Source organism: Bradyrhizobium sp. SUTN9-2 (assembly GCF_003122645.1).
Lineage (GTDB): Bacteria > Pseudomonadota > Alphaproteobacteria > Rhizobiales > Xanthobacteraceae > Bradyrhizobium > Bradyrhizobium yuanmingense.
Genome location: NZ_LAXE01000001.1, coordinates 4,683,322 through 4,704,488, shown reverse-complemented (window position 1 = coordinate 4,704,488; position 21,167 = coordinate 4,683,322). Strand labels below are relative to the sequence as shown.

The 21,167-nt window shown below is 64.9% G+C and carries 13 protein-coding genes; 11 read left to right on the top strand and 2 right to left on the bottom strand.

All coding sequences use genetic code 11. The annotated features are described in order from the left end of the window. Positions 1 to 14 precede the first annotated feature (14 nt). Positions 15 to 1,199, bottom strand: coding sequence for a cystathionine beta-lyase (gene metC, locus XF30_RS21805; RefSeq protein ID WP_109143816.1), 1,185 nt, complete (start codon positions 1,197 to 1,199; stop codon positions 15 to 17). 397 nt (positions 1,200 to 1,596) lie between these two features. On the opposite strand from metC, the gene XF30_RS21795 reads away from it, so the two are divergent. From XF30_RS21795 to XF30_RS21765, 7 genes are all read left to right on the top strand, one after another. Continuing rightward, positions 1,597 to 2,613 carry an amino acid ABC transporter substrate-binding protein gene (locus tag XF30_RS21795; RefSeq protein WP_035999559.1) on the top strand — a complete coding sequence of 339 codons (1,017 nt, stop codon included), beginning with the start codon at positions 1,597 to 1,599 and terminating at the stop codon, positions 2,611 to 2,613. A gap of 25 nt (positions 2,614 to 2,638) precedes the next feature. Continuing rightward, positions 2,639 to 3,844 carry an amino acid ABC transporter permease gene (locus tag XF30_RS21790; RefSeq protein ID WP_036027974.1) on the top strand — a complete coding sequence of 402 codons (1,206 nt, stop codon included), beginning with the start codon at positions 2,639 to 2,641 and terminating at the stop codon, positions 3,842 to 3,844. After that, the gene (locus XF30_RS21785; protein ID WP_109145812.1) at positions 3,841 to 5,361 is read left to right on the top strand and encodes an amino acid ABC transporter permease; all 1,521 of its coding nucleotides are present in this window, start codon (positions 3,841 to 3,843) and stop codon (positions 5,359 to 5,361) included. The genes XF30_RS21790 and XF30_RS21785 overlap by 4 nt, the downstream gene beginning before the upstream one ends. An 11-nt stretch (positions 5,362 to 5,372) precedes the next feature. After that, positions 5,373 to 6,110: an amino acid ABC transporter ATP-binding protein gene (locus tag XF30_RS21780; protein ID WP_035999552.1), complete on the top strand. Its 738-nt coding sequence runs from the start codon at positions 5,373 to 5,375 to the stop codon at positions 6,108 to 6,110. A 92-nt stretch (positions 6,111 to 6,202) separates the two neighbouring features. Continuing rightward, entirely contained in the window at positions 6,203 to 8,434 is a 2,232-nt protein-coding gene (locus XF30_RS21775) for an O-linked N-acetylglucosamine transferase family protein (protein WP_192893216.1), read from the top strand. Positions 8,435 to 8,545: 111 nt separating this feature from the next. After that, a complete protein-coding gene (locus tag XF30_RS21770) occupies positions 8,546 to 10,819 on the top strand; it encodes an O-linked N-acetylglucosamine transferase, SPINDLY family protein (RefSeq protein ID WP_192893215.1) in 2,274 nt (757 codons plus the stop codon). A 118-nt stretch (positions 10,820 to 10,937) separates the two neighbouring features. Continuing rightward, positions 10,938 to 13,175, top strand: a complete 2,238-nt coding sequence (locus XF30_RS21765; protein WP_192893214.1) for an O-linked N-acetylglucosamine transferase, SPINDLY family protein — start codon at positions 10,938 to 10,940, stop codon at positions 13,173 to 13,175. A gap of 61 nt (positions 13,176 to 13,236) precedes the next feature. Here the strand turns inward: XF30_RS21765 and XF30_RS21760 are convergent, their stop codons facing one another. Next, positions 13,237 to 14,271 carry a cysteine synthase A gene (locus XF30_RS21760; protein ID WP_035999544.1) on the bottom strand — a complete coding sequence of 345 codons (1,035 nt, stop codon included), beginning with the start codon at positions 14,269 to 14,271 and terminating at the stop codon, positions 13,237 to 13,239. Positions 14,272 to 14,911: 640 nt separating this feature from the next. Between XF30_RS21760 and XF30_RS21755 the strand changes: the two genes are divergently transcribed. From XF30_RS21755 to XF30_RS39435, 4 genes are all read left to right on the top strand, one after another. Beyond that, positions 14,912 to 16,396, top strand: a complete 1,485-nt coding sequence (locus tag XF30_RS21755; protein WP_109143815.1) for an efflux transporter outer membrane subunit — start codon at positions 14,912 to 14,914, stop codon at positions 16,394 to 16,396. Continuing rightward, positions 16,386 to 17,789 (top strand): efflux RND transporter periplasmic adaptor subunit, encoded by a 1,404-nt coding sequence (locus XF30_RS21750; RefSeq protein ID WP_109143814.1) that lies wholly within the window; start codon positions 16,386 to 16,388, stop codon positions 17,787 to 17,789. Before XF30_RS21755 ends, XF30_RS21750 begins: the two co-directional genes overlap by 11 nt. Positions 17,790 to 17,826: 37 nt before the next feature. Then, positions 17,827 to 20,976 (top strand): efflux RND transporter permease subunit, encoded by a 3,150-nt coding sequence (locus tag XF30_RS21745; RefSeq protein WP_109143813.1) that lies wholly within the window; start codon positions 17,827 to 17,829, stop codon positions 20,974 to 20,976. Beyond that, the coding region (locus tag XF30_RS39435; protein WP_244608996.1) for an efflux RND transporter permease subunit at positions 20,976 to 21,167 on the top strand (192 nt) is incomplete at its 3' end. The genes XF30_RS21745 and XF30_RS39435, both read left to right, overlap by 1 nt.

The window sequence follows — 21,167 nt, the reverse complement described above, 5'->3', positions numbered from 1 at the left end:
CCCAATCCTGATGCTCACATGGCCGCTTTGAGGGCAGCGAAGCCGCGGTCGAGATCGGCCTTGAGGTCGTCGGTGCTCTCGAGCCCGATGTGGAGACGCAGCGTCGGGCCGCCGGGCTCCCATTTGGTCGCGGTGCGATAGGCATCGCAATCGAAGGGAATTGCAAGGCTCTCGAACCCGCCCCAGGAAAAGCCCATGCCGAACAGCTTCAGCGTATTGAGCATGGTGTCGACCGCCTTCTGCGGCGCCGGCTTCAGCACGATGCTGAACAGGCCGGAGGCGCCGGTGAAGTCGCGCTTCCAGATCGCATGACCGGGATCGGTCTCCAGCCCGGGATGCAGCACGCGCGCAACCTCAGGCCTTGCCGCCAGCCAGCGCGCCATCTCGAGCCCGGAGCGATGATGCTGCGCCAGCCGCACCGACAGCGTGCGGAGGCCGCGCAGCGCCAGGAAGACGTCGTCGGGGCCGGCACAGACGCCGAGCAAGCGGATGCCTTCGGCAATCATCGGCCAGGCCTTGGCGTTGGCCGAGATGGTGCCGAACATGATGTCGGAATGGCCGCCGATATATTTCGTCGCGGCCTGCATGCTGATGTCGACGCCCTGGTCCAGCGAGCGGTGATAGAGCGGCGTCGCCCAGGTGTTGTCGTCGATGACGAGCGCGCCGCGCCCATGTGCGACTTCGGCGATGGCGCGGATGTCAGGCATCTCGAACGATTGCGAGCCCGGTGCCTCCACCAGAACGGCCCGGGTGTTGGGCTTGAACAGCTTGTCGATGTCGGCGCCGATCATCGGATCGAAATAGGTGGTCTCGACGCCGTAGCGGGTCAGCATGCCGTTGCAGAAGTTGCGCGAGGGTCGATAGATGTTGTCGACCACCAGGATGTGGTCGCCGGCCTTCAGCACCGAGAGCAGGGTGGTGGAGATCGCCGACAGCCCCGACGGCACGATACCGACGCCGGCGCATTGCGGACCCTCCAGCGCCATCAGCGTCTCCTGGAACGCCTTGGTGGTCGGGGAACCGTGACGGCCGTAGGTGAACTCGCCGCGATGGGCGTGCAGGTCCTCTGCGGTCGGATAGAGCACGGTCGAGCCGTGGAAGACCGGCGGATTGACGAACCCCTTCTGCGCCTTGGTGTCGCGGCCGGAGGTGACCAGCCGGGTCTCGGCGTGCTGCTCTTGGGGGGACGAAGAATCCATGCGCCTGCTTTCAAAACCGCGTTTCCACCGGACGCATCGCGCCCCTGGGCCGACCGAAAGGCCGCGGTCGTTAATAACAGAACACAGAAGAGTCCCGTCAACCCCTTGACCCGGAACGCCAGTCGTTCTGTGATGCGCAGGTGCTATTCAGTCGCCGCATGTTGAGGGGCCTGCCGCGACCTTCGATCCATTGCCTGACCGGACGTCGCGTCACAGCCAAGAGATGGCGGGCGCCGGCGGCGGGGATGAAGGTATGGCCTCCCGAGATCGGCGAGTGTTCGGCAAGGTTTTCCAGCATGACTCTTGCAAGGCCGGATTCTTGAAGGACCTGGCTTGGCAGAGACGATCCTAAGACAACATTCCTGACCTTGAGACGACCTTGAAAGGCCCAAAGCCCATGAAACGCGTAACCCTGGCTCTCTCCCTTGCTCTCGCCGCCGGCCTCACCGCCCAAGCCGCCGATGCGCAAACGCTCAAGACCGTCAAGGATCGGGGCATGCTGTCCTGCGGCGTCAGCCAGGGCCTGCCGGGCTTCTCCTCGCCCGACGACAAGGGCAACTGGACCGGCATCGACGTCGACGTCTGCCGCGCCATTGCCGGCGCCATCTTCAACGATCCGACCAAGGTCAAGTTCGTGCCGCTGTCCGCCAAGGACCGCTTCACCGCGCTGCAATCCGGCGAGGTCGACGTGCTCTCGCGCAACACCACCTGGACCATCTCGCGCGACACCTCGCTCGGCGCCAATTTCACCGGCGTGACCTATTACGACGGGCAGGGCTTCATGGTGAAGAAGTCGCTCAAGGTGAATTCGGCGCTCGAGCTCAACAGTGCATCGGTCTGCGTGCAGACCGGCACCACCACTGAGCAGAATCTCGCCGACTACTTCAAGGCCAACAACATGAAGTACGAGGTGATCGCGTTCGCCACCAACGACGAGACCGTCAAGGCCTATGAGGCCGGCCGCTGCGACGTCTTCACCACCGACCAGTCGGGCCTGTACGCCAACCGCCTCAAGCTCGCCAGCCCCAACGACCACATGGTGCTGCCCGAAATCATCTCGAAGGAGCCGCTCGGTCCGATGGTGCGGCACGGCGACGACCAGTGGTTCGACATCGTGAAATGGACGCTGTTCGCGATGCTCACCGCCGAAGAGCTCGGCGTGACCTCGAAGAACATCGACGAGAAGGCGAAGCTGGAAAATCCCGAGCTGAAGCGCGTGCTCGGCAGCGACGGCAATTTCGGCGAACAGCTCGGCCTGACCAAGGATTGGGTGGTGCGGATCGTCAAGACCGTCGGCAATTACGGTGAGGTGTTCGATCGCACCGTCGGCGCCGGTTCGCCGCTCGGCATCAATCGCGGTGTCAACAATCTCTGGAACAAGGGCGGTCTTCAGTACGCGCCGCCGATCCGCTGATCAGCCCTGATCGGCCGGCAGCGGCATGAGCACCGAGGCTCGAAAACCGCCGCCCCAGATCGCGCTGAAGATACGGCGCATTCTGGGCGGCAAGGCAGGCTGGAACGGCGTTGCCGTCCAGTTTGCCTTCGCGGCGATCCTGGGCTGGATCGGCTACGAGATCGTCTCCAATGCGCGGGCCAATCTCGAGAACCAGCATATCGCCGCCGGCTTCGGCTTCCTCAGGAACAATGCCGGCTTCGACGTCAATCAGACCCTGATCTCCTATACCGGCTCGGACACGTTCCTGCGCGTGTTCGTGGTCGGGCTGTTGAACACGCTCGTGGTCTCCGTGGTGGGCATCGTCTTCGCCACGGTGATCGGCTTCATCGTCGCGCTGTGCCGGCTGTCGCCCAATTGGCTGCTGTCGCGGGTCGGCGAGATCTATGTCGAGGTCATCCGCAACCTGCCGCTGCTGTTCCAGATCCTGTTCTGGTATCTGGCGGTGCTCGCGGCCTTGCCCAATCCGCGGCAGAGCATTTCCCTGTTCGGCATTGCCTTCATCAGCAATCGGGGCCTCGTCATTCCCAGCCCGATCGGTCAGAGCGGTCTCGCGCCGTTCCTCGCGGTGCTGGCGCTCGGCATCGTCGCCTCACTGGCGCTGCGCGTCTACGCAAGGCGAGCGCTGTTTCAGCGCGGGCAGGTGATCCGCATCTGGCCTTCCGTGCTGGCCCTGCTGTTCGGGCTTCCGCTGGCCACGATGCTGGTCTTCGGTCTGCCTTTCACCTTCGAGCTGCCGCAGCTGAGGGGGTTCAACTTCGCCGGCGGCTCACGCATCATCCCGGAATTCGTGGCGCTGACGGTGGCGCTGGCGACCTATACCGCCGCCTTCATCGCCGAGATCGTGCGCGCTGGCATCCTGTCCGTTCACAAGGGGCAGATGGAGGCGGGATCTTCGCTCGGCCTCAGCCGCGGCGCCACGCTCCGCCTCATCGTCGTGCCGCAGGCCATGCGCGTCATCGTGCCGCCGCTGACCAACCAGTACCTCAATCTCACCAAGAACTCGTCGCTGGCGGTCGCGATCGGCTATCCTGACCTAGTTTCGGTGTTTGCCGGCACGTCGCTGAGCCAGACCGGGCAGGCGATCGAGATCATCGCCATGACGATGGGCGTCTATCTCCTGATCTCGCTCCTCACCAGCGCGATCATGAGCGTCTACGGGTGGCGCGTCAGCCGGAGCCTCGGCGCATGAGCGATGTCATCTCGTCCAGCTTCGTCCGCCAGGACCTGCTCGCCGAGCGTCCGGCGCCGGTGAAGACCACGGGCTTCATCGGCCTGATGCGCACGCGCCTGTTCAACTCGCCGACCAACATCCTGCTGACGATCGTCGGCGCCTTGCTGCTCTGGTTCACCATCGTTCCCTCCGTCAAGTTCCTGTTGGTCGATGCGGTCTGGAGCGGTAAGGACCGCACCGCGTGCCTCGCCGAGAACGCCGGCTTTGCGGTCGGCGCCTGCTGGCCCTACATCCAGGCGAAGCTCCCGCAACTGATCTACGGCTTCTATCCCGAGGCCGAGCGTTGGCGGGTGAACTTGACGCTGTTGCTTGCAGTGGTCCTACTGTTGCCGCTGCTCATTCCGCGGCTGCCGGCGAAGAGCCTGAATGCCGGCCTGTTCTTCGTCGCCTTTCCGGTGGTGGCGTTCTTCCTGCTGCACGGCGGAGGCATCAAGGGCTTCGGGCTGAGCTGGACGGCCGGCCTGCTGCAATTGTTCGACGAGAGCATCGTCGGTGCCGGACAGGCGCTGCTCACCTCGAGCAGGACCTCCGCGGTCGGTCCGCTGCTGTGGGTGCTCGGGAGCCTCATCGTGCTGCTCGGCACGGTGATCCATTGGCTGATCTTTCCGCTCACCTGGCTGCGCGATTATATCCAGGGCACGGGCCAGCCGGTCTGGGCAGATTTCGCCGTCACGGGCGCGATCGTCTGCCTGATCGCCTTCGTTCTCGGCGGTGGTGTTCGCACCGGCGGGCGGGCTCTGGCGTCGAGCATCGCCACCTTCATTGGCATCGCCATCGTCATCAGGCTGATGGATCTCGATCACGGCGGATTGCCGATCGTAACGACGAATCTGTGGGGTGGCCTCCTGGTGACGCTGGTGGTGTCCGTCACCGGCATCGTCACCTCGCTGCCGATCGGCATCGCGCTCGCGCTCGGCCGCCGCTCGACCATTCCCTTGATCCGGATCTTCTCGATCGCCTTCATCGAGTTCTGGCGCGGCGTGCCGCTGATCACCGTGCTGTTCTTCGCAACCTACATGCTGCCGCTGTTCCTTCCCGGCAATTTCACCGTCGACGGCTTGGTGCGTGCGCTGATCGGCATCGCGCTGTTCACCGGCGCCTATCAGGCCGAGAACGTCCGCGGCGGGCTCGCGGCCATCCCGCGCGGGCAGAGCGAGGCGGCCGCCGCCCTCGGACTGTCCTGGTGGAAGACGACCTCGCTGATCGTGCTGCCGCAGGGGCTGCGGCACGTCATTCCGAACCTCGTCAACAGCTTCATCTCGCTGTTCAAGGACACCTCGCTGGTCTCGATCGTGGCGCTGTTCGATCTGCTCGGCTCGCTGCGCGCCTCGTTCGCGGATCCGAAATGGTCGACGCCGTCGACGGCGTTCACCGGCTTCGCCTTCGCCGGGATCATCTACTTCCTGTTCTGCTTTGGCATGTCGCGCTATTCCTTGTTCGTCGAGCACCGCCTCAACGCCCACCGCCGCAACTGATCGAGGCCACCATGTCCGAGCCCATCGTCAAGATTTCCGGCCTGAACAAATGGTACGGCGAATTCCACGTCCTGCGTGACGTCGATCTCGCGGTGCAGAAGGGCGAACGCATCGTGATCTGCGGCCCCTCGGGCTCGGGCAAGTCCACGCTGATCCGCTGCATCAATGCGCTGGAGGAATTCCAGGAAGGCGAGATCGTCGTCGACGGCATCGAGCTCGGACCGAACCTCAAGCACGTCGACGCGGTCCGCCGTGAAGTCGGCATGGTGTTCCAAAGCTTCAACCTGTTCCCGCATCTGACCGTGCTCGACAATTGCACGCTGGCGCCGATCTGGGTCCGCAACATCCCCAAGAAGGACGCCGAGGTGACGGCGATGAAGTTCCTCGAGCGCGTCAAGATCCCGCACCAGGCCAACAAGTTTCCGGGTCAGATGTCCGGCGGCCAGCAGCAGCGTGTCGCGATCGCGCGAGCCCTGACCATGAACCCGAAGGTGATGCTGTTCGACGAGCCGACCTCGGCGCTCGACCCCGAGATGGTCAAGGAGGTGCTCGACACCATGGTCGACCTCGCCGAGGAAGGCATGACCATGCTGGTCGTCACTCACGAGATGGGCTTTGCCCGCGAGGTCGCCAACCGCGTCGTGTTCATGGACGCCGGGCAGATCATCGAGGCCAACACCCCGAACGAGTTCTTCGCCGCCCCGCAGCACGCCCGCACCAAGCTGTTCCTGAGCCAGATTCTGCGCTGAGCCCGGCGACCCGTGGCCTCGCCGGTCTGAGCGCAAGCCTGGCACCATCCGAATCGGCTTGCCTCTTTTCGGACCATCTCCGGAGAGAGACCTTGCAGAGCAGTGCCGGCGTGCGCGCATACCAGAATGCGCGACTGGAAAAGAAGCTGAAGAAGCAGGCGGACGCCGTCATGGCCTTCGCGATCGAGGCACTCGGGCAGGGCAGGCCTGATGAGGCCGAGATGCTCTGCCGCGAGATCTTGAAGGAGGTGCCGGATCATTTTCATGCCACGCACCTGCTCGGCCTGCGCGCGTTCGACGGCGGGCGGCTCGACGAGGCGGAATTCCTGCTCGAACGTGCGATTGCACTCGAGCCGCGTTCGCCCGATGCGCACGGCAATCTCGGCGCCGTCTATTTCGCGCTGGAGAAATTCGCTGGCGCCCGCGCCTGCCAGGAGAAGGCCATCGCGCTCAAGCCGAATTGTCCGATCACCCTGACCAATCTCGGCAATACGTTGCTGCACATCGGCCTCGGCAACGAGGCGATCGGGCTGCACGAGCGGGCGATCAGGCTGAAGCCGGATTATGCCGATGCGTTTTGCAACCGCGGCATGGCGGAATTGATGACGGGCCAGTTCGAACGCGCCAAGGCGAGCTTCGACCGTGCCCTGACATTTCAGCCATCTCACGCCGAGGCGATCGCGGGCAGGGGGATGGTCAGCCTCGAGCTCCGGCACTTCGCGCAGGCGGGTGCCGCCTTCGACGCCGCGCTCGCGATCAAGCCGGGTTCGCCGCGGATTCTGTTGCAGCGTGGAAGGCTCAATTTGAGTTTAGCCCGGCTGGAGCAGGCGGCCGCGGACCTCGACGCGGCGCTGGCGCAATCGCCACGGCTCGAGCTCGCGCTGTGCTGGCGGGCGCAGATCGACATTCTCGCGGGAAACACGGCGCGGGCGATGGCAGGCGTCAAGACGCTGCTCGAGGTCAATCCGCAATCCGAGATGGGGTTGGCGCTTTTGGCGGCGTGCCATGTGAACCAGGGAGACATCCTGACCGCGCTCGCGCACCTCGACGCCGCGCTCGAGATCGCGCCGGATTTTCCGGAGGCGATCGGATACAAGATCTTCGTGCTGGACTACCTGCCGGAGGCCGATTTCGCCGCCCAGCAGGCCGCGCGGAAATACTGGTGGGACGCGATCGGCGCGAAGCTGCAGCAAAGGACGCTGGCGCCGCGGCCACTCGATCCTGACCGGCGGATCGTGATCGGATACGTCGCATCCGAATTCAGGGACCACTCGGCGGCATACTCTCTGTTGCCGGTGCTGCGCAATCATGATCACGCCCAGTTCAAGGTCGTCTGCTATTCCTGCTGGCCGGTGCAGGACGAGATGACGGAGAGCTTCAAGCCTCTCGCGGATGTCTTCGTCGATGCCGCACAATTGTCCGATGACGAGCTGGCCGACCGCATCCAGGCCGATGGCATCGATATTCTGATCGATGTCTCCGGGCACACGACCGGCAGCAGGCTTCATGTCTTCGCCCGCAAGCCGGCGCCGATCCAGGTGACGGGCTTCGGGCATGCCACGGGGACGGGCCTTCAAACCATGGACTACGTGCTCGCGGACCCGATCTTCATCCCGCAATCGGCGCGCCATCTCCTGGCCGAGAAGGTACACGATCTGCCGTGCCTGATCACGATCGATCCGATCCTGGACATTCCGCCTTCAGAGCCACCCATGCTCCGCAACGGCTACGTCACTTTCGGGGTGTTCAACCGCATCTTCAAGATTTCGGACGAGGCCATCCGGGTGTGGTCGAACGTGATGCATGCGGTGAGGGGATCGAAGATCATCGTCAAGAACGGGCTGCTTGACGATCCATTGCTGCGCGATCGACTGATCGCGCGGTTCGCGGCACAGGGCATCGCCGAAGAGAACGTGGTCTGCATGGGCTCGACCTCGCGTCCCGAGCATCTGCGGGCCTTCGCGATGGTCGACATTTCCCTCGACACCTTCCCGCAGAACGGCGGCATCAGCACCTGGGAGTCCCTCTATGCCGGCGTTCCCGTGGTCGCCAAGCTCGGCAGCGGCGCTTCGTCGCGCGCCGGCGGCTCCATCGTTGCCGCCGTCGGCCTGGAGGACTGGGTCGCCGAGGATGACGCGGGCTATGCCGCGATCGCGTGCAAACACGCGGCGCAGCCGGCCTACCTGGCAAAGCTGCGGGCGGATCTGCCGGCTCGGATCGCAGCCTCGCCGGCCGGCGACGTCGAGTTTTACACGCGCGAGGTCGAAGCGGCCTATCGCCGGTTCTGGCGCGATTATTGCGCCGCCGCCTCGGAGGTGGCGTAGGACGATTGCGCTGGGCCCCGGGAAATCCCGGAGGCGATAGGACTCGGTGACCGGCGGGCCAGGCTCGCGAATCAGTTAGACTCTGCCGAGGGCATCCTCCGGAGATACACCTTGCAGAAGAGCGGCGGCGGCGCGCGCGCGTTCCAGAATGCGCGATTGCAGAAGAAGTTGACGAAGCAGGCCGACGCCGTCATTGCCGCTGCGGCGAACGCCTATGGCCAGGGCCGATATGCCGAGACCGAGGCGCTATGCCGCGAGATCCTGAAAGCCCTTCCGGATCATGTCGATGCCATGCACCTGCTCGGCATGTGCGCCCATGACGGCCGGCGCCTGGAAGAGGCGAGGGAGCTGCTCGAGCGCGTGATCGCGCTCGATCCGCGCCTGCACGATGCACACAACAACCTCGCGACCGTGCATTTCGACCTCGGCAATTACGAGGAGGCGCGGCGCTGCCAGGAGAGGGCGATCGCGCTCAAGCCGAATTTCGCGGTGGCGCTGACCAACCTCGGCAATACGCTGATGCATATGGGGCTGTACGAACAGGCGCTCGAGATGCACGAGCGCGCCATCAAGATTAAGCCGGATTATGCCGATGCGCTCTGCAATCGCGGCATGGTCGAGATCGTGCTAGGGCAGATCATGCGTGCCAAGGAGAGCTTCGATCGCGCCCTCCTGTTTCAGCCGCGTCACGCCGAGGCCATCGTCGGCAGCGGCATGGTCAGCATGGAGCTGCGGCACCACGATGAGGCCGCAGCCAAGTTCGCTCAGGCCCTCGCAATCAAGCCAGGCGCGCCACGAATTCTGGCCCAGCGCGGACGGCTCAGTTACGAGCTGCAGCACCTGCAGGAGGCCCTGGCGGATTTCGATGCGGCGCTTGCGATTTCGCCCAAGCTCGAGCTGGCCCTTCGGGGCAAGGCGCAGGTCTGCCTCGTCATGGGAAGGACCGCGCAGGCGATGGCGGCCGCAACGACCTTGATCGAGCGAAATCCTCGCTCGGAGATGGGGTTGGCGCTTCTGGGCTTCGCTTATTCGAACCAGGGAGATATGGAATCCGCGATTGAATATCTCGATCGCGCGCTGGCGCTCCGACCGGACTATGGAGACGCGATCAGAGGCAAGATCTTCTTGCTGGACTACCTTGCGGAGGCGGATTTCGCGGTCCAGCAGGCGGTGCGAAAGTCCTGGTGGGATGCAATCGGCTCGAGGATTCCGCAAAGGACGCTGCCGAAGCGGCCGCTGGATCCGGACAAGCAGATTGTGGTCGGATATGTCGCGGCCGAATTCCGACAACACTCGGCGGGACTCACCTTGCTGCCCGTGTTGCGCCATCATGATCACGCCAAGTTCAAGATCGTCTGCTATTACGCCTGGCCGGGGGCGGACGAGTACACCGCCAAGTTCAAGGCGCTGGCGGACGTCTGGGTCGACGCTTGGCAGATGTCGGACGACGAGCTCGCCGATCGTATTCAGGCCGACAATGTCGACATTCTGATCGACGTTTCCGGCCACACGACCGGCAACAGGCTGCAATGCTTCGCGCGGAAGCCGGCTCCGATCCAGGCCACCGGCTTCGGACACGCGACGGGCACGGGCATGCCGACTATGGATTACGTGCTCGCCGATCCCATCTTCATTCCGCCATCGGCCCGGCATCTGTTTCCCGAGAAGATCCACGATCTGCCGTGCCTGATCACGATGGAGCCGGTCACCAATCTAAAGCCCTCCGAGCTGCCGATGCTCCGCAACGGCTACGTCACCTTTGGTGTGTTCAACCGCATCTACAAGATCTCGGATGATGCGATCCGCGTGTGGTCGCGCATCATGCGGGAAGTGCCGGGATCGAAGATCATCCTCAAGCATGGTTTGCTCGACGATGCCCTGCTGCGCGATAGCCTGGTCGCACGCTTCATCGCACAGGGTATTGCGGAGGAGGACATCACTTGCCTCGGCACCACCTCGCGTGACGACCATCTGATGGCCTTCGACAAGATCGATATTTCCCTCGACACGTTCCCGCAGAACGGCGGCATCAGCACCTGGGAATCCCTCTACAAGGGCGTTCCGGTCGTGGCCAAGCTCGGCATTGGAGCCTCCTCGCGTGCTGGCGCCTCCATCGTGGCGGCCGTCGGCCTCGGCGACTGGGTCGCGGAGGATGACGACGGTTATGTCGAGATCGCCCGCAAGTTCGCCTCGCAGCCCGAATATCTGGCAAAGTTGCGCGCGGGCTTACCGGCCCAGATCGCAGCCTCGCCCGCCGGCAATGTCGAGATCTACACGCGTGAGCTCGAGGCGGGCTACCGAAAGTTCTGGCGCGACTATTGTGCCGCTGCCGCCGAGCACGGCGACGCTGCGGTCAGCGGGGCGGACGCACCTGGCGGCTCCTGAGCCGCATCCTGCAGGCGACCCCCGGGATATCCCGGACGGATTTCTGGTCCGGCAGCCCGGCCGGGTCGGTGCGCGAATCAGTTAGACTCGGCCTTGGGCCATCTTCCGGAGAGACACCTTGCAGAGCAGCGTCGGCGCGCGCGCATTCCAGAATGCGCGATTGCAGAAGAAATTGAAGAAGCAGGCCGACGCCGTCATCTCCGCCGCGGCGAGCGCCTATGGTCAAGGCAGATATGCGGAGAGCGAGGCGCTCTGCCGCCAGATCTTGCAAGCCGTTCCGGATCATTTCGACGCGACGCACGTGCTCGGCCTCAGCGTGCAGCAGGGCGGGCGCCTCGACGAAGCGCAACAGCTGCTCGAGCGCGCGATTGCGATCGATCCGCGCTCGCACGAGGCTCAGAGCAATCTCGCGGCCGTCTACTTCGTGCTTCAGAAATTGGAAGCGGCGCGCGCCTGTCAGGAGAAAGCGATCGCGCTGAAGCCGAGTTTTACCCCCGCCCTGGCCGGCCTCGGCAACATCCTGCTCCAGATGAACCTGCCCGAACAGGCCATCGAGGTCTACGAGCGCGCCATCAAGCTGAAGCCCGACTACGCCGACGCGCTTTGCAATCGTGGCGTGGCGGAGCTGGCGCTGTTCCGGTTTGACCGCGCCAGGGAGAGCTTTGACCGCGCGTTGTTGTTTCAGCCGCGCCACGTCGAATCGCTCATCGGCAAAGGCGTGGTCAGCATCGAGCTCAAGCGCTACGATGAGGCGGAGGCTGCGCTCGCAGCGGCGTTCGCGATCAAGCCCGATTCAGCGAAGATCTTGGCGCAGCGCGGACGCCTCAATTCGTCCCTGTCGCGGCTGGAACAGGCGGCCGCGGACTTCGATGCGGCACTTGCGCTTTCACCCCGGTTCGAGATGGCCTTGCGGGGCAAGGCGGAGGTCTCGCTCAGCCTGGGAAACACCGCACAGGCGATCCTGGCCTGCACGACCTTGCTCGAGCAGAATCCACGTTCCACGATCGCATTGGCGTTGCTGAGCTCCTGTTTTGCAAATCAGGGAGAAATCGCGTCCGCAATCGAACATCTCGACGCCGCGTTGGCGATCTCGCCGGATCCAGACTTGATGGCGCGGAAGATCTACTATCTGGACTTTCTCCCCGACGCCGATTTCACTATCCAGCAGGCGACGCGACGGTCCTGGGGCGAAGCGATCGGTGCCCGCGTGCCGCAGAGGAAGCTCGCCCCCCGGCAGCTCGATCCCGCCAGGCGGATCGTGATCGGCTATGTTTCCGCCGAATTCTGGTATCATTCGGCGGCGTTCGGCTTGCTGCCGGTGCTGCGCCATCACGATCACGCCAGCTTCGAGGTCGTCTGCTATTCGTGTTCGCCGACTCAAGATGCGATCACAGCCGAATTCAAGTCGGCGGCAGACGGCTGGGTCGATGCCTGGCAGATGTTCGACGAAGAACTGGCCGATCGTATCGAGGCCGACAAGGTCGATATCCTGATCGACGTGTCCGGGCACTCGTCGGGCAACAGGCTTCAGGTCTTCGCCCGCAAGCCGGCTCCCATCCAGGTCACGGGCTTCGGGCACGCGACCGGTACGGGCCTTCGGACGATGGACTACGTGCTCGCGGACCCGGTCTTCATTCCGCAATCGGCGCGGCATCTGCTGGCCGAAAAGGTCTATGACCTGCCGTGCCTGATCACGATCGATCCCATCCTCGATGTGCCGCCTTCGGAGCTCCCCATGCTCCGCAACGGCTACGTCACCTTCGGCGTGTTCAACCGCGTCAACAAGATCTCGGACGAGGCCATTCGCGTGTGGTCGAACGTGATGCGGGAGGTGGCCGGATCGAAGATCATCATCAAGCATACGCTGCTCGACGATCCCCTGGTGCGCGACGGCCTTCTCGCGCGATTTGTCGCCCACGGGATTGCCGAGGAGAGGATCACCTGCCTCGGCTCGTCCGAGCGCGCCGATCATCTGCGAGCCTTCGCGCTGGTCGATATTTCGCTCGATCCGTTTCCGCAGAACGGCGGCGTCAGCACCTGGGAATCCCTCTATGCGGGCGTTCCGGTCGTCGCCAAGCTCGGCCACGGCGCATCCTCGCGCGCCGGCGGCTCCATCGTGGCCGCCGTCGGTCTCGACGACTGGGTGGCCGAGGACGACGAGGGCTACGCCGCCATCGCGTGCAAATTCGCTGCCCAGCCCGCGCATCTGGCAAGGCTGCGTGCGGAATTGCCGGCCCGGATCGCGGCGTCGGCCGCGGGTAATGTCGAAACCTACACGCGCAGGGTCGAGGAGGGCTACCGCAAGTTCTGGCGCGACTATTGTGCCGCGGCCTCGGAAAGCGGGGAGGTCGCTTAAGCCGGCCGAACCGCGCAGATTTTGTGGATCTGCGCCTTCGGCCCGAGGATGCGCGTGACGATCAGACGAAGGGCGGCTTGATGTTGCTGCGCTTCTCCAGCCATTCCGGCACCGGCAGGTTCTTGGCGCGCATGAAGTCGGCGTTGAACAGCTTCGACAGATAGCGGCTGCCGGAATCGCACAGCACGGTGACGATCGTCTTGCCGGGCCCGAGCTGCTTCGCAAGCCGCATCGCGCCGACGACATTGATGCCCGTCGAGCCGCCGAGGCACAGACCTTCATGCTGGAGCAGTTCGTAGATCGCACTGACGGCGTCGGTGTCGGGAATGAGATAGGCATCGTCGACCTTGGCAGTCTCGACGATCGCGGTGGCGCGGTTGAGGCCGATGCCCTCCGTGATCGAGCCGCCCGGCGTCGCCTTGGGATCGCCGGTCCTGAAATATTCGTACATGCCGGCACCGTGCGGATCGGCGCAGGCGATGCGGATGTTCTTGTTCTTTTCCTTCAGATAGCGGCTGACGCCGGCGAGCGTGCCGCCGCTGCCGACCGAGCAGACGAAGCCGTCGACCTTGCCGCCGGTCTGCTCCCAGATCTCAGGTCCCGTGGATTCGTAATGCGCCTTGGCGTTGTCCAGGTTGTTCCATTGGTCGGCGAACAGCACGCCATTGGGCTCGGTCTTGCGCAGCTCGTCGGCGAGCCGCCGGCCAACATGCTGGTAGTTGTTGGGGTTGGCGTAGGGAAGGGCCGGCACCTCGATCAGCTCGGCACCGCAAAGCTTCAGGAAATCCTTCTTCTCCTGGCTCTGCGTCTCCGGGATCACGATCAGGGTGCGGTAGCCGCGCGCGCTCGCAACCACGGCAAGGCCGATGCCGGTATTGCCGGCGGTCGCTTCCACCACCAGCCCGCCGGGCTTCAGCTCGCCGCGCTTCTCGGCCTCCAGGATCATCCATTTCCCGGCGCGGTCCTTCACCGACTGACCGGGATTCATGAACTCGGCCTTGCCCAGGATGGTGCAGCCGGTCAATTCCGAAGCCTGCTTGAGCTTGATCAGGGGGGTGTTGCCGATGGCTTCGACAACGTCGTTGCGAATGGTCATGTCGGGGAAAATCACTACCAAGGGGTTGATCGGCTTTGGCCCGAACCTAGTGCTTGGGAGGCCAAAGGGGAAGGCTTTTGCGCTGCGGCGAACCCGACCGAAACGCCCGCGGAAACAGTGATATGCCTGCAGTAGGAAATGGCCCAACCCCGGCCCGTGCACGAAACGATTGCGCTCCCGATCAACGTTGTTGCGACCAATTCTTGCCACGGGCGAAACGGGTCGCGACAGGGCGCGTGTCCTGTTCGCGGGGGATTATCTAGAAATGCGGTTGTCCCTCGGTGGTAAGAACCTCAGCCGCCGCAGCGGGAGAGGCGAAGCGAACCCTGCAGCAACGGGTGTGGCCGCGATATCACATGAAATCTTGGTAAGCTTGCTTACGTTTTCCCAATGTTTCGCAATGAAGAAAGTCTCTGCGAGACAGCCGCTTTTCGCATTCTTGTCAGTTCGCTCCCGCCTCGTTGGCACGGGCATCTCGCAATTGCGGCACTGTCCCGCCGTTCCGCGCCCGGCTAGTATGAAGCTCAGGTTCCGCAGAAAGCATCATCACTGTGAGCGCGTCGTCCAAAGCCTCCCGACCATCCCGCCGCGAATCGGTTAATCCGGCAGCGTTGCGGCGGCTTGATCTGCTCGGCGGGGGGTGGATGTGACACAGCAAGTTCCAGTGATCGCCTCGCGGCGGTCCCTCGGTTCTGCATTCGGAACGCTGCGCGCGGCACGATGGATTGCGGTGCTGTGCCTCGCCGCCGGCTCGGGGGCGTGCGTGCTGACCCAGGATCTTCCCGATCCCGCGCTCGACGTTCCCGCGCACTACAAATATGCCGGCAAGGGCGATGCGCCGCCGTCGCTCGATTGGTGGCGCGGCTTCCGCTCTGCGGAGCTCGCGCAGCTGATGGAGGAGGCGCAGACCGTCAATCTCGACATCGCCGCGGCCGTGGCGCGCATCGTCCAGGCCGACGCCCAGGCGCGGCAGGCCGGCGCGGCGCTGCTGCCGAGTGTCTCGACAGGCGGATCCGAAACCTATTCGCGCACATCGGGCTCGAGCGCTTCGGGACTGTCCATCGGCGGACGCGAGGTCGTCAATTATTCGGCCTCGCTGAGCGCGAGCTATCAGCTCGATTTCTGGGGCCAGAACCGCGACGCGCTGCAATCGGCAGAGGAGACGGCGAACGCCAACCGTTTCGATCGCGACACGGTCGCGCTGACCACGCTCGCCGCCGTCGCCAACGCCTATTTCCAGGTGCTGGCCTCGCAGGACCGCATCAGGACCTCACAGCGCAACATCGCAAGCGCGCAGCGCATCCTCGATGCGGTGAGGGAGCGCCGCAGGGCCGGCACCGGCACCGATCTCGACGTCGCCCAGCAGGAGAGCGTACTGGCGAACCAGAAGGCGCTGGTGCCGCCGTTGCGCCAGACGCTGGACCAGAACGTCAACGCGCTCGCCGTGCTGGTGTCGCGGCCGCCGGAGAGCGTGCGCGTGCACGGCGGCTCTCTGGACCGGATCGCGATCCCGCGCGTGACGCCCGGCCTGCCGTCGGAGTTGCTGACGCAGCGGCCGGACATCCGCCGACAGGAGGCGCAGCTCGCCTCGGCCACCGCCAACATCGGCAATGCCCGGGCACAATTCTTTCCGACCATCCAGCTCACCGGCAATGGCGGCTACCAGAGCTCGGCGCTGGTCTCGCTGTTCCAGCCGCATGCGGCCTTCTTCCAGCTCGTCGGCAGCGCGACACAGCCGATCTTCGACGGCGGCAGGATCCTCGGCAATTTCGAGTTGGCCAAGGCGCGGCAGGACGAGCTGCTGCAAACCTATCGCAAGACCATCATCCAGGCCTTTGCCGACGTCGACAACGCGCTGTTCTCGATCAAGCAGACCACGATCAGGCTGCAATTGCAGCGCGACGTCGTCGCCGCCTCGCGTCGCGCCTTCGATCTCTCCGAGCAGCAATTGCGCGCCGGCACCGCCGACATCGTGACCGTGCTCAACACCCAGCTGACCCTGTTCCAGGCGGAAGACGCGTTGTGGCAGGCCCAACTCGCACGGCTTCTGGCCATCGTCAGCCTGTACCAGGCGCTCGGCGGCGGCTGGGAGCCGCGAATGGAGAAACCGGTCAATGCTCTTTAAGCCGGACACCAAGCAGGGAGCGGGAGAGGGGACAGCGAAGCGATCGCGCGGCCGCGGCTTCGTCATGACCCTGATCACGCTCGCGATCCTCGCCGGCCTCGGCTATGTCGGCTGGATCGTCATGCAACAGCAGCAGGCGAACAACCGCAATCAGCGCCCCGATCTGCCGGTGCCGGTGCTGGCGGCGAGCCCGCGCATCCAGGACGTGCCGGTTTATCTCGACGGCGTCGGCGCGATCCGCGCGCTCAACACCGTGACCGTGCGCTCGCAGGTCGATGGCAAGCTGATCGCGGTCAATTTCACGGAAGGCCAGGACGTCAAGAAGGGCGACGTGCTCGGCGAGATCGATCCGGCGATCTATCAGGCGCAGTACGACCAGGCGGTTGCCAAGAAGGCGCAGGATCAGGCCCAGCTCGCCAACCAGCGCATCGACCTCGCGCGCTACGAGCAGCTCGCTGCCTCCAACGCCGGCTCCAAGCAGCAGGCCGACACCCAGCGTGCGCTGGTCGCGCAGACCGAGGCGCTCGTCAAGGCCGACCAGGCTGCGATCGACAACGCGGCGGCGACGCTGAGCTACACCAAGATCGTGGCGCCGATCTCGGGCCGCGTCGGCCTGCGCCTGGTCGACCAGGGCAACATCATCCATGCCTCCGACACCACGGGCCTCGTGGTGATCACGCAATTGCAGCCGATCGCGGTGTGGTTCAGCCTGCCGCAACAGCAGATCATGCGCGTCAACGCGGCGGCGGCGAAGGGGCCGCTCGCGGTCGACGTGTTCGGCAATGACGGCATCACGGTGATCGATACTGGCAAGCTCACCGGCATCGACAACCAGGTTGACCAGACCACCGGCACGCTCAAGCTCAAGGCCGAATTCCCCAATGCCAATTACCAGCTCTGGCCGGGCCAGTTCGTCAATGTCCGCCTCAAGGTCGAGACCTTGACGCAGGCGCTGGTGGTGCCGACCTCGGCGGTGCAGCGCGGCCCGATCGGCACTTTCAGCTACGTCATCGGCGCGGACAACATCGTCTCGGCCAAGCCCGTGACGGTGACCCAGCAGAACGAGCATGACGCCGTGATCGCGAGCGGCCTGTCGGCGAGCGAGAGGGTGGTCACCACGGGCTTCGCAAATCTGTCCGACGGCTCCAAGGTGATCGTCGGCCGCGATGACCAGACTCCGTCGGCCGATCTTGCCCCGCGCAAGCGCTCGCGCGCACCGGACGCTCAGAAGAAGGATGGTGCTAACGAAGGCCAGAAGGACGGGCAGAAGGACGGCCAAGCCAAGGACGGCGAGTTGCGCGCCAAGCGCAAGAGCAGTGAAGGCGACCAGAAGGGGCAGACGGGACCGGCGCCGGGGCCGGGGGCATCGGAAAGTGGAGCCAAGCAGCCATGATCCCGACAACAGCCGCTTGAAGCGGCAGGCATAACCCATGGGTGTCTCCGAACCCTTCATCCGCCGGCCGATCGCGACCTCGCTGCTCGGCATCGCGCTTCTGATCGGCGGGCTGCTCGGCTATTTCGCACTCCCGGTCTCGGCGCTGCCGCAGGTCGATTTCCCGACCGTGCAGGTGACGACGCAGCTGCCGGGCGCGAGTCCGGACGTGATCGCCTCGCTGATCACCGCGCCGCTGGAGCGGCAGCTCGGGCAGATCCCGTCGCTCTCGGCGATGAACTCGACGAGCTCGTTCGGCGTCAGCCAGATCTCGCTGCAGTTCGAGCTCAACCGCGACATCGACGGGGCGACGCAGGACGTGCAGGCCGCGATCAATGCCGCCGCGGGCGTGCTGCCGAGGACGCTGCCTTACCCGCCGACCTACGCCAAGGTGAACCCGGCGGATGCGCCGGTGATGACGCTGGCGCTGCGCTCGGACACGATCTCGCTGCGGGTGATGAGCGACATCGCCGACACCATTCTGGCGCAACGTTTGAGCCAGATCTCCGGCGTCGGGCGCGTGTCCGTGCTGGGCGGGTTGAAGCCGGCCGTGCGCATCCAGGCCGATCTGGCGCGCCTTGCAGCCTACGGCATCGCGATGGAAGATCTGCGCACCGCGATCGCCAATGCCAATGTCTCGGGGCCGAAAGGCTCGCTCGACGGCGCGCAGCAATCCTACATCATCGCCGCCAACGACCAGATCGCGGCGGCTGAAGCCTACAAGCCCGTCATCATCGCCTATCGCAACGGCTCGCCGGTGACCATTGCCGACGTCGCCCAGATCGTCGACGGCCTCGAGAACGACCGCACCGGCGGCTGGTACCAGGGCACGCCGGCGGTCATCCTCGACATCCAGCGCCAGCCCGGCGCCAACGTCATCGACGTCGTCAGCCAGATCCGCGCCGAGATCCCGAAACTGCAGCGCGCGATCCCGGCCGGCGTGAATCTCACCATCGTCTCCGATCGCACCGTCACCATCCGCGCCTCGGTGCGCGACGTACAATTCACGCTGGTCCTTGCCGTCGTGCTGGTGACGCTGGTGGTGCTGCTGTTCCTGCGTTCGTTGCGCGCGACCGTGATCGCCGGCGTCGCGCTGCCGCTGTCGCTGATCACGAGCTTCGGCATCATGTATTTTGCCGGCTTCAGTCTCGACAATCTGTCGCTGATGGCGCTCACGATTGGCACCGGATTCGTCGTCGACGATGCCATCGTGATGATCGAGAACATCGTGCGCCACATGGAAAATGGCGACGGCGCGATGGAGGCCTCGCGCAAGGGCGCCAGCGAGATCGGCTTCACCGTGATCTCGCTGACGGTGTCGCTGATTGCGGTCTTCATCCCGCTCCTGTTCATGTCGGGCCTGGTCGGACGCATGTTCCGCGAATTCGCGCTGACCCTGACGATTGCGGTCGTAACCTCGGCGGTGGTCTCGCTGACGCTGACGCCGATGATGTGCTCCCGGCTGCTCAAGCACGCGCACGAGGAGCTGGCCGTGCCGGGACTGGCCGCGATCAGCCGCTTCATCGACCGCACGGTCGACGCCTATCACGGATCGCTGTTGTGGGTGCTGGAGCGCCAGCGCGCCACGCTGGTCGTGACCTTCGTTACGCTGATCGCGACCCTGGTGCTCTATGTCGTCGCGCCCAAGGGCTTCCTGCCGCTGCAGGACACCGCGTCGATCACGGCGGTGACGGAGGCGGGGCCCGACGTGTCGTTTGCGGAGATGAAGAGGCGGCAGGCCGAGGCGGCCGAGGCCATCAGGGCCGACCCTGATGTGGTCGGCGTGGTCTCGGTGATCGGTGCGGGCTCCGTCAACCCGACCACCAATGTCGGCCGCCTCGTCATGAGCTTGCGGCCGCGCGGCGAGCGCCGCGACGATGTCAGCGTGGTCGTGACCCGGTTGAAGGAGCGGGTCTCCGGCATCCCCGGCATGACCGTCTATTTCCAGCCGGTGCAAGACGTGCAGATCTCGACCCAGTCGAGCCGCTCGCAATACCAGTACACGCTGACCGGCACCGATGCGACGCTGGTCTCGGAATGGGCGCGCAAGCTGGTTGCGGAGATGCGGCGCGATCCCTTGTTCCGGGACGTCTCCTCCGAGGCGCAGGAGGGCGGCCTGCGGGCGCAGCTCGATGTCGACCGCACGCGCGCCGGCCAGCTCGGCGTGAGCCTGCAAGCAATCACCGACACGCTGAACGACGCCTTCGCGCAGCGGCAGATCTCGACCATCTACGGTCAGGCCAACCAGTACCGGGTGGTGCTGGAGGCGCTGCCGATGTATCAGCGCGATCCCTCGATCCTGTCGAAGCTCTATCTGCCGGGTGCCGCGAGCGCCACCGCGGGCGCGCCCAATGCCCAGGTGCCGCTGTCGGCCGTGGCGACGCTGAAGCGGACCACGGCGCCGCTCGCGATCTCGCATCAGGCGCAATTCCCGTCGGTGTCGCTCAGCTTCAACCTGGCGCCGGGCGCGGCGCTCGGCGATGCCGTCGAAGCCGTAAAGGTGATCGAGACCCGCATCGGCGTGCCGGGCAGTATCGTCGGAGTCTATGCCGGCGATGCCGCCGAATTCGCCAAGGCACTCGCCGGCCAGCCCTGGCTGCTGCTCGCCGCCGTCATCACGATCTACATCGTGTTAGGGGTGCTCTACGAGAGCTATATCCATCCGATCACGATCCTGTCGACGCTGCCCTCGGCCGGCGTCGGCGCCATCCTGGCGCTGATGCTGTGCGGACAGGACCTCTCGGTGATCGGCCTGATTGGCATCATCCTCTTGATGGGCATCGTCAAGAAGAACGCGATCATGATGATCGACTTTGCGCTCGAGGCCGAGCGCGGGCGGGGCATGTCGCCCAGTGAAGCCATCGTGCAGGCCTGTCTGTTGCGCTTCCGTCCGATCATGATGACGACGCTGGCGGCGCTGTTCGGGGCGCTGCCGCTCGCGATCGAAAGCGGCACCGGCGCCGAGCTGCGCTTTCCGCTCGGCATCTCCATCATCGGCGGCCTGCTGCTCAGCCAGCTCCTGACACTTTACACGACGCCCGTGATCTATCTGGCGCTCGATCGTATCAACCGTCGCCTCGAGCAGGCGCTGCCGCCGGCTGGATCCGGCGGCCCGCCGGTCGCCGGCGCGACCGAGGGGATGCAGTGATGGCATCGATCTCGGAGCCCTTCATCCGCCGTCCGGTCGCGACCACGCTGCTGTCGATCGGGCTGTTCCTGCTGGGTGTCGTCGCCTACCGGTTCCTGCCGGTCGCCTCGGTCCCGAACGTCGACTTTCCCGCCATCTTCGTCTCCGCCAGCCGGCCCGGCGCCGATCCGTCCGTGATGGCGGCGACGGTC

What these genes read in the sequence shown, in the direction of transcription:
- metC (WP_109143816.1), bottom strand. Translation starts at nt 1,199, where the DNA reads ATGGATTCTTCGTCCCCCCAAGAGCAGCACGCCGAGACCCGGCTGGTC.
- XF30_RS21795 (WP_035999559.1), top strand. Translation starts at nt 1,597, where the DNA reads ATGAAACGCGTAACCCTGGCTCTCTCCCTTGCTCTCGCCGCCGGCCTC.
- XF30_RS21790 (WP_036027974.1), top strand. Translation starts at nt 2,639, where the DNA reads ATGAGCACCGAGGCTCGAAAACCGCCGCCCCAGATCGCGCTGAAGATA.
- XF30_RS21785 (WP_109145812.1), top strand. Translation starts at nt 3,841, where the DNA reads ATGAGCGATGTCATCTCGTCCAGCTTCGTCCGCCAGGACCTGCTCGCC.
- XF30_RS21780 (WP_035999552.1), top strand. Translation starts at nt 5,373, where the DNA reads ATGTCCGAGCCCATCGTCAAGATTTCCGGCCTGAACAAATGGTACGGC.
- XF30_RS21760 (WP_035999544.1), bottom strand. Translation starts at nt 14,271, where the DNA reads ATGACCATTCGCAACGACGTTGTCGAAGCCATCGGCAACACCCCCCTG.
- XF30_RS21750 (WP_109143814.1), top strand. Translation starts at nt 16,386, where the DNA reads ATGCTCTTTAAGCCGGACACCAAGCAGGGAGCGGGAGAGGGGACAGCG.
- XF30_RS21745 (WP_109143813.1), top strand. Translation starts at nt 17,827, where the DNA reads ATGGGTGTCTCCGAACCCTTCATCCGCCGGCCGATCGCGACCTCGCTG.